At 69.5% G+C, this 17,497-nt stretch carries 16 protein-coding genes; 5 read left to right on the forward strand and 11 right to left on the reverse strand.

Annotation, left to right across the window (positions count from 1 at the left end):
• Positions 1-21 precede the first annotated feature (21 nt).
• Genes BME24068_RS21410 through BME24068_RS21420 form a run of 3 tightly spaced genes read right to left on the reverse strand, consistent with a single transcriptional unit; the run spans position 22 to position 2,189 of the window.
• Positions 22-555, reverse strand: a complete 534-nt coding sequence (locus BME24068_RS21410) for a nuclear transport factor 2 family protein (protein WP_096500206.1) — start codon at positions 553-555, stop codon at positions 22-24.
• An 8-nt stretch (positions 556-563) separates the two neighbouring features.
• The gene (locus tag BME24068_RS21415) at positions 564-941 is read right to left on the reverse strand and encodes a hypothetical protein (RefSeq protein WP_011356094.1); all 378 of its coding nucleotides are present in this window, start codon (positions 939-941) and stop codon (positions 564-566) included.
• A gap of 54 nt (positions 942-995) precedes the next feature.
• Positions 996-2,189, reverse strand: coding sequence for an acyl-CoA dehydrogenase family protein (locus tag BME24068_RS21420; RefSeq protein WP_096500204.1), 1,194 nt, complete (start codon positions 2,187-2,189; stop codon positions 996-998).
• 136 nt (positions 2,190-2,325) lie between these two features.
• On the opposite strand from BME24068_RS21420, the gene BME24068_RS21425 reads away from it, so the two are divergent.
• A complete protein-coding gene (locus tag BME24068_RS21425; protein WP_174927283.1) occupies positions 2,326-3,882 on the forward strand; it encodes an ATP-binding protein in 1,557 nt (518 codons plus the stop codon).
• Between the two features lie 92 nt (positions 3,883-3,974).
• On the opposite strand, the gene BME24068_RS21430 is transcribed toward BME24068_RS21425, so the two are convergent.
• The 3 genes from BME24068_RS21430 to BME24068_RS21440 form a co-directional block, all read right to left on the reverse strand.
• Positions 3,975-4,361: a tautomerase family protein gene (locus BME24068_RS21430; protein WP_096500199.1), complete on the reverse strand. Its 387-nt coding sequence runs from the start codon at positions 4,359-4,361 to the stop codon at positions 3,975-3,977.
• Between the two features lie 237 nt (positions 4,362-4,598).
• A complete protein-coding gene (locus BME24068_RS21435; RefSeq protein ID WP_174927284.1) occupies positions 4,599-5,102 on the reverse strand; it encodes an aromatic-ring-hydroxylating dioxygenase subunit beta in 504 nt (167 codons plus the stop codon).
• Positions 5,099-6,382 carry an aromatic ring-hydroxylating oxygenase subunit alpha gene (locus tag BME24068_RS21440; RefSeq protein ID WP_174927285.1) on the reverse strand — a complete coding sequence of 428 codons (1,284 nt, stop codon included), beginning with the start codon at positions 6,380-6,382 and terminating at the stop codon, positions 5,099-5,101. The genes BME24068_RS21435 and BME24068_RS21440 overlap by 4 nt, the downstream gene beginning before the upstream one ends.
• Positions 6,383-6,521: 139 nt before the next feature.
• Between BME24068_RS21440 and BME24068_RS21445 the strand changes: the two genes are divergently transcribed.
• Positions 6,522-7,439: a LysR family transcriptional regulator gene (locus BME24068_RS21445; protein ID WP_174927286.1), complete on the forward strand. Its 918-nt coding sequence runs from the start codon at positions 6,522-6,524 to the stop codon at positions 7,437-7,439.
• Between the two features lie 87 nt (positions 7,440-7,526).
• Here BME24068_RS21445 and BME24068_RS21450 read toward each other — a convergent pair whose 3' ends face one another.
• Both BME24068_RS21450 and BME24068_RS21455 read right to left on the reverse strand, forming a co-directional pair.
• Positions 7,527-8,495: a PDR/VanB family oxidoreductase gene (locus tag BME24068_RS21450; RefSeq protein ID WP_174927287.1), complete on the reverse strand. Its 969-nt coding sequence runs from the start codon at positions 8,493-8,495 to the stop codon at positions 7,527-7,529.
• Positions 8,496-8,649: 154 nt separating this feature from the next.
• On the reverse strand, positions 8,650-10,047 hold the full coding sequence (locus BME24068_RS21455; RefSeq protein WP_174927288.1) for a spinster family MFS transporter: 1,398 nt from the start codon (positions 10,045-10,047) through the stop codon (positions 8,650-8,652).
• Positions 10,048-10,454: 407 nt separating this feature from the next.
• Between BME24068_RS21455 and BME24068_RS21460 the strand changes: the two genes are divergently transcribed.
• Positions 10,455-11,585, forward strand: coding sequence for a porin (locus BME24068_RS21460; RefSeq protein WP_174927289.1), 1,131 nt, complete (start codon positions 10,455-10,457; stop codon positions 11,583-11,585).
• A gap of 32 nt (positions 11,586-11,617) precedes the next feature.
• On the opposite strand, the gene BME24068_RS21465 is transcribed toward BME24068_RS21460, so the two are convergent.
• On the reverse strand, positions 11,618-12,649 hold the full coding sequence (locus BME24068_RS21465; protein WP_096500187.1) for a LysR family transcriptional regulator: 1,032 nt from the start codon (positions 12,647-12,649) through the stop codon (positions 11,618-11,620).
• Entirely contained in the window at positions 12,646-13,620 is a 975-nt protein-coding gene (locus tag BME24068_RS21470) for an AraC family transcriptional regulator (RefSeq protein ID WP_174927290.1), read from the reverse strand. Before BME24068_RS21470 ends, BME24068_RS21465 begins: the two co-directional genes overlap by 4 nt.
• 149 nt (positions 13,621-13,769) lie before the next feature.
• On the opposite strand from BME24068_RS21470, the gene BME24068_RS21475 reads away from it, so the two are divergent.
• Both BME24068_RS21475 and BME24068_RS21480 read left to right on the forward strand, forming a co-directional pair.
• Entirely contained in the window at positions 13,770-14,876 is a 1,107-nt protein-coding gene (locus tag BME24068_RS21475; protein WP_174927291.1) for an NAD/NADP-dependent octopine/nopaline dehydrogenase family protein, read from the forward strand.
• Positions 14,873-15,886: a 3-hydroxybutyryl-CoA dehydrogenase gene (locus tag BME24068_RS21480; protein WP_174927292.1), complete on the forward strand. Its 1,014-nt coding sequence runs from the start codon at positions 14,873-14,875 to the stop codon at positions 15,884-15,886. The genes BME24068_RS21475 and BME24068_RS21480 overlap by 4 nt, the downstream gene beginning before the upstream one ends.
• Before the next feature lie 134 nt (positions 15,887-16,020).
• On the opposite strand, the gene BME24068_RS21485 is transcribed toward BME24068_RS21480, so the two are convergent.
• Positions 16,021-17,358, reverse strand: coding sequence for an MFS transporter (locus BME24068_RS21485; protein WP_174927293.1), 1,338 nt, complete (start codon positions 17,356-17,358; stop codon positions 16,021-16,023).
• Positions 17,359-17,497 lie beyond the last annotated feature (139 nt).

The raw sequence follows: 17,497 nt of genomic DNA on the forward strand, positions 1-17,497 counted from the left end.
GTGCGAAGAGGGTGAATGGGTTCAGGACCGCGGCGCAGTAGCGAGCGGCCACGGGCCGTCGAGTACGCGCTCGGTGCGGAAATGGCGAATCGGCCAGGTCGAGCCGTCGTCCGACGGGGCGAAATCGATCGTGAGCCGGGCGGCGATCAGCTCGGCCGTGTTGTCGGCGTAGCGCGATGCCTGCAGCATGATCCAGCGGCCGCGCGCGCGCGCACGGTCGATATCGACGTCGATCGACTCCGACGTCAGGAAATGCAGGTTCGCCGCGAAATGCGGGTCGGGCGGCAGATAGCGGCGCAGCATCGCGACGATCGCCTCCGTGCCTTCGAGCCGGCCGAACTTGCTCGCGTACTGCGGGCCGATGCCTTCCCATATCGCATCGGGCGTGAACAGCGCGGCGAGCGCCGGGCCGTCGCCGGCGTCCTCGGGCACGTCGCACAGCGCCATGTAGCGCGTGATCGTCGCGCGCACCGCGCGTTCGGCATCGAGCGCCGCCACGCGCCGCGCGAGCGCGTCGAGTGCTTCGATCGCGCGCGTCGAATCGGGTCCGGTCATCGCGTGCCTCACGCGGCGGGCTTCGCGGCCGGCGGCACGGTCAGCGCACGGCCGACGCGTGCTTCGATCTTGCCGTAGCGCCACAGGTTGTATTCGCCGACCGGCGTCGTGCGATACAGGTTGCACACGGCGACCGTCGTGTCGAAGTCGGCGACGTCGGCCATGATGTAGAACGTCCACGGTGCACCGTCGGCCTGGCCGACGACGAGGCGGTCGTCGTCCATCACGCCGAGCACGCGCACGCCGGGCATCGCCTCGACGGCGGCGAGCATCGCGCCGTACGCTTGCCACACTTCGCCGATCTTCTCGCGCGGCAGGTCGAAGAAGTTCTGCGACACGCCGCAGCAGAACAGGACGCGCAGCGGCAGCGGATTCGAATCGGACATGACAGGTTCTCCTGAAGAATGGGGTTCGGTTGCGTCGAAGCCGGTCGACGCGGATTACAGATAGCCGGGAAACGGCGTGACGCCGGTGAACACGGCGCCGGCGCCGTCGAAGTTGCCTTCGCCGAGAAACGCGTGCTGCGTGACGACCATCGCGTCACGCAACAGCCGCTGCAGCGGATGCGTGCGATAGATCGCGGCCGTGCCGCCGAGACGGTATGCGCGCTCGACGACGCTCGCGCCTTCGCGGGCGATATGCGTGGCGGCGAGCCGCAGCAGGCTGACCTGCTCGGCCGTCACGGGGTTCCCGGCGAGGATCGATTGCCAGACGGAATCGGTCGCGTCGTAGAAGAACGCGCGCGCCGAGCGCAGTTGCGCCTCGGCCTTCGCGAGCTCGATGCGGTAGTACGCGCGATCGGCGAGGCGCGGTGCGCCGGTGGTCGTCTGGCGGCCGCCCGACATGCGGTTCACGACGTCGAGCGCCGCGCGCGCGAGCCCGAGGTTGACGACGGCGAGCACCTGCGCCGCATACGCGACGGTCGGGTAGCGGTACAGCGGCTCGTCGACGGTCGGCTCGCCGCCGCGCACGAAGGTCCACGCCTCGGGCACGAAGCGGTCGTCGACGCGCAGGTCGTGGCTGCCGGTGCCCTGCATGCCGACCACGTTCCAGTTCTCGACGATCTGCACGTCGCTCGCGCGGAACACGGCCGTGCGCGGCTTGTTCGGCGCGGCGTCCTGTGCGCCGGGCACTGCGATGCCGACGCCGAGCCAGTCGGCGCCCTTGCAGCCGCTCGCGAATTTCCACGTGCCGTTCACGCGCCAGCCGCCGGGCGCCGGTTGCGCCGGCTGCACGGGGAACAGCCCGCCCGCGAACACCTGGTCGGGGCCGCTTGCGTACAACTCGGCCTGCGTGTCGAGCGGCAACGCGGCGAGATAGACGTTCGCGGAGCCGAAGCTCGCAACCCATGCCGCGGAACCGTCGGCGGTGGCGATCCGCTCGATCATGTCGAGGAACGCGGTCGGCGCGAGCGCATCGCCGCCGAAGCGGCGCGGCGTGCCCGCGCGATAGATGCCGGCTTCCTTGAACAGCGCGATCACGTCGCGCGGCACGTGCGACAGGCGGTCGAATTCGTCGCGGCGCGCGGTGACGATTTCGAGCACCGCGTCGAGCGGCGACACGCGCGCGGCCGCTTCGCGGACCGCATGCGGCGAGGGGGACGCGGCGTCGATGGCGAGGGCGGCGTTGGGCATGGCTGTCTCCTGGGGATAGGGTTCGATTGCGGGGCAAGACGATGGAGCCAGTCTAGGAACGCCTAAAAAGTGCGGCAATTGGTGCGTAGGGCCGCGCGACTGGTGGCGCTCCGTGCCGGACTAAAGAAATCTTCAGATGCGGGCCGCGCACGCCGGTGCTATGTTGAACATCCGGCCGCGCGACGCCGCGCGCCTTCATCCGAATCCGATCATGAGCTTTCCCGACGAAGACGATTTCCACCGGCTGCTCGACGCGCTGACCACCTGCGTGCTGCTGCACGACGCGCATACCAGGGCGATCGTGTGGGCGAACCGCGCCGCCTGCATCGCGCTCGGCTTTTCCGTCGAGGAACTGCTGCCGCTGAAGGCGCCGGACATGACGCGCCCCGAACCGAAATACCGGCGCGAGATCGCGGTGAGCGCATGGGATCGCGCGCTCGTCGACGGGCCGCAGGTGTACGAATGGTGCTATCGATCGCGCACCGGCGTCGACATGCTGTCCGAGGCCACCGCGACCTACGTGCCGCTGCGCGGGCGCGATGTCGTGATGGTGCAGTTCCGCGACATCAGCGCGGAAGAGGCGGTGCGCCAGCAACTGCGCCGCTACGAGGCGCGGCTGCGCGAATTCATGCAGGATCTCGACGAAGGCATCGCGGTCGTGACGCCGCATGGCGGCGTGCAGTTCATCAGCGAGTCGGGCCGCCGCGTGCTCGGGCTCGCGCCCGACGAAGCGCTCGGCGAGGTGCTCGACTATTGCTCCGAGGCCGACCGCGACCGGCTCGTCGCGCAGCTGCGCGACGCACCGTCGGCGTACCCGTCCGCGCCGCAGCGCTACCGGATCGCGCGGCGCGACGGCTCGCCATGCTGGCTGCGCATCCTGTGCCGGCAGGTCGAGATCGAAGGCGATCTCGACGGGCTGCTCGTGCAATTCCGCGACGTGAGCGACGAAGTCGCGATCGAGGATGCGCGGCGCGCCGAGGCGCGGATGCTCGAATACGCGGGGCGCTACAACGCGATGGGCGAGATGGCGAGCGTGATCGCGCACGAGCTGAGCCAGCCGCTCGCGGCCGTGCGCAACTTCATCGAGGGCGCGGTGCAGCGGCTGAACACGCGCGGCGCCGTCGACGATGCGATCTGGGGGCTGCGCAGCGCCGATCGGCAGGCCGAGCATGCGGCGCTGATCATCAAGAGCGTGCGCGAATTCATCGTGAAGCGCGAACCGGTCGTCGCGCTCGCCGACCTGCGCGAGATCCTCGCCGACGTCGCGTATTTCATCGAACTGCGGGCGAAGGAAGCGGGCGTGACGGTCGCGATCGTGCAGGCCGACGCGCCGCTGCCGATTCGCTGCGAGCGCGTGCTGATCGGGCAGGTGATGCTCAACCTCGCGTTCAACGCGATCGAGGCGTTCGCCGGCTGCGAGCGTGCGTCGTGCACGCTGACGCTCGGCACCGCGAACGTCGACGGGTACGCGGAGCTGCGCGCGATCGACAACGGGCCGGGGATTGCGGAAGGTGCGCACGACCGGCTGTTCGACGGTTTCTCGTCGTCGAAGGCCGGCGGCAATGGAATCGGACTGTCGCTGTGCAAGAGCATCGTCACGCGTCACGGCGGGCGCATCGTCGCGAGCCCGGCCGCGGGCGGCGGGCTCGACTGCCGCGTGACGCTGCCACTTGCCGGCGCAGCGCACGCGTAGCCGTTGCGTTGTGTCACGGCTACGGCCGCGAAGGGCATCACGGGCATCACGGCAGGGCGGCGGCGCACGATGGAGCGACGCCCGGCCCATGATCAGCGCCCCAGTGCCCGTGCGGTCTGACCGCCGATCCCGAAGTCGGTGTTCGGGATGTCCTTGACGATCACGCGCGTCGCCTGCAACGGCGCATCGAGCACGGTCGCGGCGGCGTCGGAAAGCGCCGCGATCAACGCGCGCTTCTGTTCGTCGGTGCGGCCGGCGATGAGGATCGCGACGATCACCGGCAGCGACGGCGGCGCGCCATCGGCTGCCGTGCGGCCGCCGAGGCCGATATGCGTCGCCGGCAATTCGGTGAGCAGCACGCGCACCGATTCGATCGGCGCGCCGATCGCGTCGACGGTCGCGTGGCTGAGCCGCGCGATCAGTTCGGCCTTGCGGGTGTCGTCATGGCCGGCCGGCAGGAAAACTTCGAGTGTGGGCATGGTCGTCGGGAAAGGTGAAGGTGACCGGCTCACCGTTGCGTTGGCGATGGCGAACCGGTGGCTGCTTTACAGGTGAAGGTGCTCGACCTGCTGTTGCGTTGGGAACGGCGAACCGGCGACCGTTCACAGGTGAAGGTGCCCGGCTCACCGTTGCGCTGGCGATGGTGAACCGGCGACCGCTCACAGGTGAAGGTGTCCGGCTCACCGTTGCGCTGGCGACGGTGAACCGGCGACCGCTTACAGCAGGAAGCCGATCGCGCTGAGCGCTTCGGTCGAGTCGATCAGGCGCACGACCTTCTCCGCGATCCGCATCTCGCCGTCCGCATCGACCTGCAGCTTGTGCGTGACGTCGGCCGCGAACAGCGTCGCGACGCCGCGCTTGTACGCGACGACGACCTGCGCGGACTTCAGCTCGACAACGCCGGCACTGCCGCTCTCCAGCGTGAAGCGCGACACGGTGCGCACCGTGCGCGCCGCGTCGGCCGCCGACGCCGAGTAACCCGACACCATGCGCTGCACGCGCTTCTCGCGCATGTCGCGATCGTCGAACACGTAGTTCAGCGTCGCCGCGAAGTCGGTCGCGTCGGGATCGATCGGCACCACGTAGTGGCCGGCCGGATCCCACAGGTCGAGCCACGCGCGATAGTCGCGGCGGTCGAGCATCTCGGCTTCGCGCCAGACGAATTCCATCGCGCGGGCGAAGGTCTGCTCGGAAAGGAGGGCGTTGCGGTCGTCCATCATTGTTGCTCCATCATTTTTCGCCATTGCTGGTAGGCCTCGCGCATGCCGGTCTCGTCGGTCGCATGCGCGGTCTTTTCGCCGTTCGCGGCAGTCGTCTCGCGGTTCAGCCCGCGGTTCACGAGGATCGGCACGTCCGGGCCCGCATGCGCGCCGCGCTGCACGCGCTCCCACGCTTCTGCGTCGTCGGGGCTGCCGAAGCCGAACGGGCCCTGGAAATGCTCGTGGATGCGCAGCCGTTCGCGGTTCGCTTCGTCCGGGCCGCCGTCCATCGCGAGCGCGACGTGACGGATCTCGGTTTCGTTCGCGGAGATCGGCCGCAGCACGCGGAAGAACGCCATCGACAGCGCGAGGTTCGGGAACAGGTTCAGGTTGAAGCCCACGCCCATCAGCGAGCGCACGATGCGACGCACTTCGTCCGGCGTGTGGCGCTCGGCGAGCTTCGCCGCGAGCGGCGCGAAACGTTCGGCCAGCGGCGCACCGTCGTCTTCGTCGAGATCGACCAGCTCGGGCATCAGCACCGCGAGGCTGTGGCCGTTGCCAAGCGAGCGGCAGAACGCATCGTCGCTCGTCATGAAGCTCGTGATCGCGGCGGCGGTTTCGTCGTCGATCGACTTCATCCACGACTTGTGCACGACCGGGAAGTGATAGAGATCCGTCGTGTTCTCGAGCTGGATCTTCCAGTTGCCCTTGAACTTGAACTTGTGCTCGCCGTTCGCCTTGATCGGGTAGCCGGCACCCTGCTTCATGAACAGGTCGATCCACGGCTTCGCGCCGCCGAGGAAATCCTCGAGCGGCTCGATGTCGTCGTTGAAGCTCGCGAAGATCAGGCCCTGATACACGCCGACGCGCAGTTTCACGAGCGGCAGGTCGCCTTTCTCGCACACGCCTTCGTAACCGTCGCCATACGGCAGTGCGCGCAGCGTGCCGTCGAGCGCATACGACCAGCTGTGGTACGGGCACGTGAAGCCCTTCGCGTTGCCCTTGTGCGATTCGCACACGGTCGCGCCGCGATGGCGGCAGCGGTTTTGCAGCACGTTGATCTCGCCGGTCTTGTCGCGCACGACGATCACCGGCTGGCGGCCGATCGTGGTCGTGATGAAGTCGCCGGGCTTCGGCAGTTCGCTCTCGTGCGCGACCCAGATCCAGGTGCGGTAGAAGATGCGGTCGAGCTCGGCTTCGAACAGCGCCGGGTCGTGATACATCGCGGGCGCGATGCGGTCGGGCTGCGCGAAGCCATGCAACGCGCGGGTGTCGATCGTCTGGTAGGGAGTGTCGCTCATCGTCGTCGTGGGGAAAGAGTCGCGAAATCGGGCCGCGCTGTGCGCAGCGTCGGGAGACCAGTCTCGTCTTCTGCTACATATCCGTCAAATTGATCTAAAATTGCCAATCAAATAAATGCGGCAAATGATGGAGGTCACGATGACATCGGTCGATCATCTCGATCTGAACCTGTTGCGGGTGTTCCAGGCGATCGTCGAGGAACGCAGCCTGACCAAGGCCGGCGAGCGGCTCGCGCTGTCGCAGCCGGCCGTCAGCTATTCGCTGGGGCGGCTGCGCACGCTGTTCGACGATCCGCTGTTCGTGCGCACGCGCGCGGGGATGCAGCCGACGCCGGTTGCGCTCGAACTCGCGGGCATCGTCGGCAAGGCGCTCGACATGGTGCGGGTGGCGTTGCGTTATGCGGAGCGGTTCGATCCGGTGTCGAGCACGCGCACGTTCCGGCTGTCGCTGTCGGATGCGGGCGAGATGGCGTATTTGCCGGCGATCTGCCAGGCGCTGCGCGAGCGCGCGCCGCGCGTGACGCTGAGCGTGCAGCCGCTGCCGGTGGAGGAGATCGAGGAGGCGTTGCGCGCGAGCCGGCTGGATTTCGCGATCGGCAACCTGCCGGAGCTGATGCCGCGCACGCGCCACCAGGTGCTGTTCGAGGAAACCTACGTGTGCATGACGGGCCGCCGGCGCGGGGTGCCGGCCGGCACGTCGCTGAGCCTCGACCAGTTCGTGCGCGCCGCGCACGTCAACGTGAAATCGGTCGAGCACAGCCATCACGCGCTCGACGACGCGTTGCGCGCGCAAGGCGTGGGCCGCAACATCGCGCTCGAAGTGCCGCACTTCGTCGCGCTGCCGAGCGTGCTGTCGGTCACCGATCTCTATGCGACGCTGCCGAAGCGGCTCGCGCAAATCCTGAACCGCGACAACGCGTTCCGGCTGTACGACCTGCCGGTGTCGCTGCCGCCCGCGCCGGTGACGATGCACTGGCACGAGCACTTTCACGAGGACGAGGGGATCGCGTGGATGCGCGCGCTGCTCGCCGAGATCGTCGAGCGGTTCGACGCATGACGGCCGCGCGCGCCGCGCCGCGTCAGGCGGGCGCGTGTGCCGGAACGTCAGGACATCGACGCATCGGCACATCGGCGCATCGGCGCATCAAAGATCGAGGACGAGCACCGCCGAGCGTGCGCGCGACACGCAGCAGCAGATCACCGTGTTGCTCGCCCGTTCGGCCTTGCTCAGGCAATGGTCGCGATGATCGGGTTCGCCGTCGAGCACCGGCACCATGCAGGTGCCGCACACGCCTTCGCCGCATGACGTATCGACCTCGATGCCGATTTGCGCGAGCGCGTCGACGATCGACGTGTCGGGTGCGACGCGCACCGACTGGCCGCTGCGCTGCAGGCGCACTTCGAAGCCTTCCGCCGGGGCGGCGTCGGCCGCGGCCGGCTCCGCCGCGAAGCGTTCGAGATGCATCGCGTCTTCCGGAATCCGCGTGGCCGCCGCCGCGACGACCGCATCCATGAACGGGCCGGGGCCGCACGTGTACACATGGGTGTGCGCATCGATCGCTTCGAGGCAGCGGCCGAGCTCGGCCGCGAGCGCGTCCGGCTCGATGCCGTAGTGGAACGTCACGTGCGACGCGAACGGCTCGGCCGACAGTTCGTCGGCGAACGCCGCGTGGTCGCGGCTGCGCGCGAAGTAGTGCAACCGGTAGCGCGCGCCGCGCTGTTCGAGCGCGTACGCCATCGACAGCAGCGGCGTGATGCCGATCCCGGCCGCGATCAGCACGTGCTCGCTTGCCTGATCCGTCAGACGAAAGAGGTTGCGCGGCGCGCCGATCGACAGCTCGGCGCCGACACGCACGTCGTCGTGCAGCGAGCGCGAGCCGCCGCGCGACTGCGCTTCCTTCTTCACCGCGAACAGATAGCTGCCGCGCTCGTCGGGGCGGCCGCACAGCGAGTATTGCCGCGTGACGCCGGACGGCGCGGTGACGTCGATATGGGCGCCGGGTTCGTACGCATCGAACGGCTGGCCGTCGACGCGCGAAACCCGGAAACAGCGGATGTCCTGCGCCGCGTCGATCAGCGCGTCGATCCGGACCTGGTGGCGATTCGCTTGCATGGGGTGTTCCGTGGGGAGGGGGAAAACCGGCGCGGCAGAGCCTGCGCCGTCATGCGATCGAGAATAGGGATGGGCATCACATAAATCAAATCGATTAAAAAGCGATGCCTGAATCAGTGGGATGGATAATGGTCGGCGAACCGGCCGACGCTGCTCAGCGTGCGGCGATCGCGTCGCCGCGGTCGGCGGCCGGCGCGACCGGCGCCGATGCGTGACCGCGTTCGCGCTCGAGGCTGCGCCGATACTGCCGGCATCCTGCCGCCAGCAGCAGCGCCGCGAGCGTGGCCGCGGCGACGTTGACGATCGACATCGAATGACCGACCGCGGCCGGCGTGCCGAACACGCGATCGGTGAACAGCGCGACGACGGTCGTGCCGATCCCGAGCGCGATCAGGTTCGATACGAGCAGGAACAGCGCGGAGATCTGCGCGCGCATCTGGTTCGGCGCGAGCGTCTGCATCGCGGCGGTCGAGGTCGGCATCGGGAACGACGCGAAGAACATCGCGACCACGAGCATCGCGAGCGACGCCGGCAGGCTGTCGAGCTGCGTGAACAGCGTCGCGGGAATCACCATGCACGCGGCGCCGATCGCGCCGGCGCGCATCGGCGCATCGGTGCGGCCGCGCCGCAGCAGCCAGTCGTTGAGCCAGCCGCCGCAGAACACGCCGGCCGTATTCGCGACGAGCAGCACGATGCCGAGCGTGTAGCCGGCTTCGACGGCCGTCATCCCGAAGCGGCGGATATAGAACGCGGGTGTCCAGCTCAGCAGGCAGTACAGCGCCATCGCATAGAACGAGAAGCCGAGGTAGTGGCACGTGAAGGTCGCGCGATGCGTGCCGACGAAGCGCAGCGAATCGCGCATCGACACGCGCCGCACGGCGCCCGAGCGGTCCTGCGCGAGCCCCTTGCGCTGCGGATCGCGCACGGTCGCGGCGAACAGCAGCGCGACGAGCAGGCCCGGCAGCCCGACGATCAGGAACGTGACCTGCCACGCGTGCACCTGCCCGACGACCGGCAGCGTGAACGCGCTCGCATGCTTGAGCAGCGCGATCACGTAGCCGCCGATCAGGAACGCGACGCCGCCGCCGATGAACGAGCCGAGCGAATACACGGCGATCGCGCGGCCGAGTTTCTCCTTCGGGAAGTAGTCGGCGAGCATCGAATACGCGCCGGGCGACAGCGCGGCTTCGCCGACGCCGACGCCCATGCGCGCGATGAACATCTGCACGAAGTGCTGGCTCATCCCGCACGCGGCGGTCGCGACGCTCCACAGCGCGATGCCGATCGAGATGATGCGCGGTCGTGCGTAGCGGTCGGCGAGATACGCGACGGGCAGCCCCATCACGGCGTAGAACAGCGAGAACGCGAAGCCGTTCAGCAGGCTGAACTGCGTGTCGGAGAGGTGCAGGTCGCGCTTGATCGGTTCGATCATCAGGACGAGCACCTGGCGGTCGACGAACGAAAAGACGTACGCGAGCATGCAGATGACGACGACATACCATTCATACGTATAGCGCTTGCCGTCGGCAGCGCGGGCCGTGGATGCGGACATGCGGATTCTCCAGGAGCGGTGGGGAAGCGCGGCGCCGGCGTTGCGGGCCGGGCGCCGTCGCGGCGCGAAAGCGTGCGGGTGACACGTGTCGGAGACGCAGCGTAGTCGGCCAATTTCAGCCGCCATAGCCGGAGTGACAGCCGCGCCACACGGACATTTACCGACCCGGATAAAGAAAACACCGAGGCCGTGCGCGCGGGCCGCCGCGCAGCGCGCGTGCGGCGGGGCGCGCGCGCATCATGCGGCGCATCTATAAGCGTTATAGACCGGATTGCGTCGACGTCCGAAATTGTCGTTCCTAGACTCGGCCCGTTTTTGATCGGCAGCGTTCGCATGCGAAAGCGAACGCGTTTCACAACGAACGGCGCGATGCCGACAGGCGCCGCAATTTCTACGGGACGACGCAGATGAACCATCCGAACGGGCGAGCCGACCGGCTTGCCGTACCGCTTGCCACGCTGGCCGCCGCACTGCTGGCGTGCGCCTCGCAGCCGGCCTTCGCACAATCGAGCGTGACGCTCTACGGCCGCATCGATACGTCGATCGAATACGCGAACGCCGGGCCGAATCACGTGACGCGCATGGGCAGCGGCAACCTGTGGGCGTCGCAGTGGGGGTTGAAGGGCGTCGAGGATCTCGGCGGCGGCTACGCGACGATCTTCAAGCTCGAGGACGGCTTCAACGCGGCGAGCGGCGCGCTGTCGAACAGCAGCGCGCTGTTCGGCCGCGAGGCGTGGGTCGGCATCACCGGGCCGTTCGGCGGCGTGCAGTTCGGCGAGCTCTACACGATCGTGCACACCACGCTCGTCACGTACAGCCTGCCCAGCCTCGGCGCGGGCCTCGCATGGGGCAATGCGACCAACAACTTCGTCGGGCCCGCGTTCCTGCGCGTGCGCAACTCGATGCGCTACACGTCGCCGCGTTATGCGGGCTTCATGCTGCGTGCGATGGCCGCGCGCGGCACCAACGGCGCGGCCGGCCAGCCGGCGACGCTCGGCGACACGTACGGCGCCGGGCTCAACTACGCACGCGGCGGGTTGTCGGTCGACGTCGACTACATGCAGCAGAAGTTCAGCCCGGTCGCGGCAGCCGCGCTCGGCGACACGAGCCCGGCCGCGAACGGCAACTACACGGTCGGCGCGATCTCGTACGACTTCAACGTCGTGAAGGTTGCCGCGCTGTATATGCGGCATCGCGGCGGCCCGGACGTCGCGGCCGCGATCGACAGCCAGAGCGCGTATCCGCACAGCGACACGATGGAGCTTAGTGCGACGGTGCCGATCGGACGCGCATCGCTGCTGCTGAGCATCGGCCACTACCGGAAGGTCGCCGACAGCGACGGCAACGCCGATTCGTACGGCATCCGCTTCGACTATCCGCTGTCGAAACGCACGGTGCTGTACACGGGCGCCGCGATGGTGCGCAACGGCGCGCACGCGCGCTTCGTCGTGAACGGCGCGGCGGGCGGCGGCGTCGCGGTCGCGAATCCGGGCGCGACCGCCAGCTCGATCGTCGCCGGCATCCTCACGTCGTTCTGATCGCCGACGGTTGCCCCTGTCCGCCCGCGCCGTTACGCGCAGGCGGGCGGGTGCGGCGCGAGCCATGCGTCGAACGGCGCCTGCCGGCCGATATCGAACAGCTCCAGCAGCAACGCGCGCAGCCACCGATGGCCCGGGTCCGCATCGAAGCGCCGGTGCCAGTACGCGTTCACGGGCCATTCGCCTGCGCCGGCGATCTCGTACAGCGCGCAAGGCTGCCGCGCCGCGAACGTGATCGCGACGGTTTCCGGCAGGATCAGCGCATAGTCGCCCTGCGCCAGCAGCGCCGGGATCACCATGAAATCGGGCAACGCCGCGCGCACGCGCGGCATCAGCCCGTGCCGCTCCAGCAACTGCATCGACTGCGGATGCGACGTCACGGCGACCAGGCGCAGCGTGTCCGGCGCGTCGCCGTCGAGCACGAAATCGTCGGGCAGTGCGACGCGCTCGGCGGTGCGGCGCGGCATCAGCAGCACGCAGCGTTCGTGCAGCAGCGCGGTGCGCTGGAAGTGACTCGACGCGTCCGCGAAATGCCCGAGCGCGAAGTCGATGCGCCCCGATTCGAGCGCGACGTTGAGCTGGCATTCGTCGACGTGCAGCGTCTCGATCACCGCGCCCGGCGCACGCCGGTCGAATTCCGCGAGCAGCGTCGGCAGGAACGCGCTCGCCGCGAAATCGCTCATGTGCAGCCGGAACACGCGCTGCGTGCTGTCCGGCGCGAAGCGCGAGCCTTCGTCGAGCACGTCCTGCAGGATCGCGAGCGCCTTGTCGACCGACCCCGCGAGCCGCTGCGCGCGCGGCGTCGGCTCGACGCCGGTGCCGGTGCGCACGAACAGCGCGTCGCGGAACATCAGCCGCAATCGGCCGAGCGCATGGCTGACCGACGGCTGCGTGACGCCGAGCCGCAGCGCCGCGCGGCCGACGTGCCGTTCCTCGTAGACCGCGCGAAACGTCTTCAGCAGATTCAGGTCGAGGTCCTGCACGCGCAGGCCGTCGGGCGCATCGGCGTCGGGCGACGGAGCGTCGGAGCGGGCCGGTGGCCGGCCGGTTGCAGCGTGCGTCATGGTGCTTGCCTCGCGGTGACGGAAGGCGCGTGACCGTAACGGCGCGCATACGCCTTCGCGAAATGGCCGAAGCCGTGAATGCCGTGCGCGATCAGCACGTCGGTCACGCTGCGCGCGTCGCCGCGTTGCAGCGCCGCGTGCACGGCGGCGAGCCGGCGCTCGCGCACGTACGCGGCCGGCGTGGTGTGAAGGAACGCGCGGAATGCATGCTGCAGCGTGCGCGGCGCGACGCCCGCGACGGCCGCCAGCGCGGCGAGCGCGAGCGGCTCGTCCAGGTGCGCGTCGACGTGGTCGCAGGCGCGGCGCACGTGGGCCGGCAGCGGCGGCGTGCCGCGCGCCAGCGCGTCGCTGTGCGAATGCGGCAGGTGCGTGAGCAGCAGCGACATCAGCCATGCGGTGAGATCCGCGCCGAACGTCGCCGCCGAGGTGGCGATGCCCGGTTGCGCGCCGAGCCGGCACAGGTATTCGAAGGTGGGCAGCACGAGCGCGGCGCCCGCGCCCGTGCCGCCGGCCGCGAGATCGAATTGCAGCGGCTGCGCGAGCGTCATGTGCAGCATGTCCTGCAGCTTGCGTTCGAGCGCACCGCGTTCGAGCCGCAGCACCAGGTTGCGGCAATCGGGGCTGGTGCTCAGGCGGCTCGCGAGCGCGGGCGACGACACGGTCAGCTCGCCCGGGCCGGCGCGCGCCACGCGATGGCCCGAGCGCAGCTCGCAGGTGCCCGACACAGTCAGCCGGAACAGGAAGTGATCGGCATCGTCGCCGAAATCGATGTGCGTTTCGCGGCCGTAGCAGAGTTCGAGCAGCGCGCCGTGATGCAGCGGCACCTCGTACAGCTCGGCCCGAAACGGATCGCGGCCGCGCGCGGCCATCCGGTGCGGCCCGAGCCGGTGCGCGACCGCGCGTTCGACTTCGTCGGGCGCATGCAGCGTGCCGAGCCGGTTCGGTGCATGTCGGGAAAGGGCGATATCCATGCGCAGGCCTCGTGTCGGATGCGTTGGCGCGGCGCTTCCGGCGCCGCCGCGATTGCGTTGCGCGAACGGGCGTGCCGTTGCGCGTTTTGAAGCGACGCGCCGGGGCGCGCCGCGTAGTCTCGGAAACATTCACTCACCGGGAGACAACGATGAAGGTATGTGTACTGGGCGGCGGCCACGGCTGCCACGCGGCGGCGATCGATCTGTTCGAGAAGGGGCACGACGTGACGTGGTGGCGGCGCGATCGCGAGCCGCATGCGCGGCTGCGCGAGCTCGGCGCGTTGCAGGTGACCGACTATCGCGGCAAGCGCGCCGTGCCGCTCGGCGACGCGCCCGGCGCGATTCGCCTGACCGACGATCTCGCGGCCGCGCTGCGCGGCGCGCGGCTCGTCGTGGTGCCGTTGCCGGCCACGTCGCACGATGCGCTCGCCGCGCAGGTCGCGCCGCTGCTCGAAGACGACCAGGTCGTGTTCCTGCCGCCCGGCACGTTCGGCAGTTTCGTGTTCGCACGTGCGGCCGCCGACGCCGGCAATCGCGCGCGCGTCGCGTTCGCCGAGACCGGCACGCTGCCTTACCTGGTGCGCAAGCACGGCGACAACGATGTCGTGATCAGCGCGTACGCGACGCGGCTGCCGACCGGCGTGTTTCCCGCGAATGCGGCCGGCTGGGCGTTCGACGTGCTGCGCGCCGGTTATCCGTCGGTGGAGCCGGTCGAGGACGCGCTGTCCGGCGCGCTGATGAACGCGGGCCCGGTGATCCATCCGCCGCTGATCCTGATGAACGCCGGCCCGCTCGAACACTTCGACGCATGGGACATTCACAACGAAGGCACGCAACCGTCGATCCGCCGCGTGACGAACGCGCTCGATGCGGAACGCATCGCGGTGCGCGAAGCGCTCGGTTATCGCGCGCCGCATTTCCCGCTGGCGGACCACTACGCGACCGACGGCGACGAATGGATGTACGGGCGCGGCGCGCACGGCAAGCTGACCGATAGCGGCGACTGGCGCGAGAAGATCGATTTGCGCACGCATCGCTACATGCTCGAGGACACCCGGCTCGGGCTGTCGTTCATCGTGTCGTGCGGGCGTTTCGCGAACGTGCCGACGCCGGTCGCGCAGGGGCTGTTGAGCGTCGCGTCGGCCGTCACCGGCCGCGACTTGTACGCGCAAGGCCGCACGCTCGACGGGCTCGGCGTTGCCGCGCTGTCGCGCGAGGCGATGCGCGCGCTGCTCGATGCGGGGTACGCCGCATGACGGCCGCCACCGACGTGACGCGTGTGCACGTGCTCGGCGCGGGACGCATGGGGCAGGGGATCGCGCTCGTGTTCGCGTTCGCGGGCCTGAACGTGACGCTGATCGACTTCAAGCCGCGCGATGCGCAAGGATGGCGTGCGTTCGAGGATCGCACGCGCGGCGAGATCCTGCGGCCGCTGCAGGCTCAGGTCGCGCTCGGGCGTATCGACGGCGCGCAGGCCGAGGCCGTCGTCGCGCGCATCGCGCTGGTCGCGCGCGACGGCGCGGCGGACGCCGTGCGCGACGCCGGCATCGTCTTCGAAGCGCTGCCCGAAGTGCTCGACGCGAAGGCCGATGCGTTGCGCTGGCTCGGCGAGCATGTCGATGCGCGCGCAACGATCGCGTCGACGACGTCGACGTTCGTCGTTACCGAGCTGCAGCGCCATGTCGCGCATCCCGAACGGATGCTGAACGCGCACTGGCTGAACCCGGCGCTGCTGATGCCGCTCGTCGAGATCAGCCGCAGCGGCGCGACCGAACAGCGCGTCGTCGACGCACTGGCCGCGCTGCTCGAACGGGTCGGCAAGAAGCCGGTGATCTGCGGGCCGGCGCCCGGCTACATCGTGCCGCGCATCCAGGCGCTCGCGATGAACGAGGCCGCGCGCATGGTCGAGGAGGGCGTCGCGAGCGCCGCGGACATCGACACGGCGATTCGTACCGGCTTCGGCCCGCGTTTCGCGGTGCTCGGCCTGCTCGAATTCATCGACTGGGGCGGATGCGACATCCTGTACTACGCATCGAGGTACCTGGCCGGCGAGATCGGCCCGCGCTTCGCGCCCGCCGACAGCGTCGTGCGCAACATGGAGGCCGGGCGCGACGGCGTGCGCACGGGCGCCGGGTTCCACGACTATGCGGATGTCGACGTCGCCGCGTACATGCGGCAGCGGCTCGGCGAGTTCGGGCGCCTGCTCGATCATCTGGGGCTGGCGCCGGTATTCGACGGCGCGCGGGCGCGGGCATCGGGTATGTAGCCGTCGCGGCAGGGCAGCGTGGGCGCCGGCCGGTGCGGGCAGGGTGAGGATGCCCGCGCCGCACGGCGCGCTGCTGCATCGGCCGCGGCAGGCGGGCGGACGTGGCCCGGCCTGCGTGCGGGCGCGCCGCACGCTCACGCCCCGTCGCCGTGCGAATCGCCAGCCCGCACGACGCGCGTTTCGCGCATCACGCACAGCGTGAAGACGGTGACGAGGCCGAGCGCGACGAGGAACAGCGACACCGGCCACGATGCGTGATAGCGCGCGAGCAGCGCGGTCGCGATCAGCGGCGACATCCCGCCCGCGAAGATCGACGCGACTTCGTGACCGAGCGCGACGCCCGAGTAGCGCACCTCGGTGCTGAACAGCTCGCCGACGAGCGCGGGCAGCGTGCCGATCATCGCGCCGTGGCTGACCGCCGTGCCGACCGTCAGCGCGAGCCATACGAGCGGCGTCGCGCGCGTGTCGAGCAGCCAGAAGAACGGGAACGCGCACGCGACCAGGCTCAGCGCGCCGATCAGGTACACGGGCTTGCGGCCGATCCGGTCGGACAGCCGGCCCCACGCGAGCATCGCGCCCATTTCGACGATCATCGCGATCATCACGCCGGTCAGCATCACGCCGTTCGGGATGCCGACATACTTGCCGTAGACGAGCGAGAACGCCAGGAAGATGTAGGCGCCGCCGTTTTCGGCGACGCGCAGCCCCATCGCGAGCAGGATTTCCTTCGGATGGCGGCGAACGCACTCGACGATCGGCAGATGCGTGTGCGCACCGCGCTTGCCGGCCTGCTCGTAGTCGCGGCTTTCCGGCAGATGGCGGCGGATGTAGATGCCGATCGCGAAGATCGCGATGCTCGCGAGGAACGGCAGCCGCCAGCCCCACGCGCGGAACGCGTCGTCCGGCAGCGCCTGTGCGGCGAGAAACGCGGCCGACGACAGCACGAACCCGCCGCCCACACCGAGCTGGCTCCATGCCGCGTAGTAGCCGCGCCGCTCGGGCGGCGCGTTCTCGCTGATCATCAGCACGCCGCCGCCCCATTCGCCGCCGGACGCGACGCCCTGCAGGAGCCGCAGCGCGACGAGCGCGGCCGGCGCCCACAGGCCGGCCTGCGCGTAGGTCGGCAGCAGGCCGATCGCGAACGTCGATGCGCCCATGATCAGCAGCGTCCACACGAGCGACGCCTTGCGCCCGTAGCGGTCGCCGATGTGGCCGAACACGATGCCGCCGAGCGGCCGCGCGACGAAGCCGAGCGCGAACGCCGCGAACGCGGCGAGGCTGCCCGCGAGCGGCGATGCGCCGGGCGGAAAGAATACGTGGCCGAAGACGAGCGCGGCGGCCGTGCCGTACACGAAGAAGTCGTACCACTCCATCGCGTTGCCGGCGACGGAGGCGATGACGATCCGGCGAAGCTGCCGGTCGGCGAGCGGCCGGGCGGCGCTCGGGGATTGCACGGTGTCGGTCGGGTACATGGCGGACTCTGAAGGGGGCGGGCGCGTGCCGTCTTTCGGATCCATGCGGCACTGCGGGCTAGTGTTGTCGGCCCTGCCGGCCCCGGTCAAATCCGCAGAAAAAGGGGGGTGTCATCATTCCCGCAAATGATGGTCGCGG

This window comes from Burkholderia anthina (assembly GCF_902498995.1).
In the GTDB taxonomy this organism is placed as follows: Bacteria; Pseudomonadota; Gammaproteobacteria; order Burkholderiales; family Burkholderiaceae; genus Burkholderia; species Burkholderia anthina.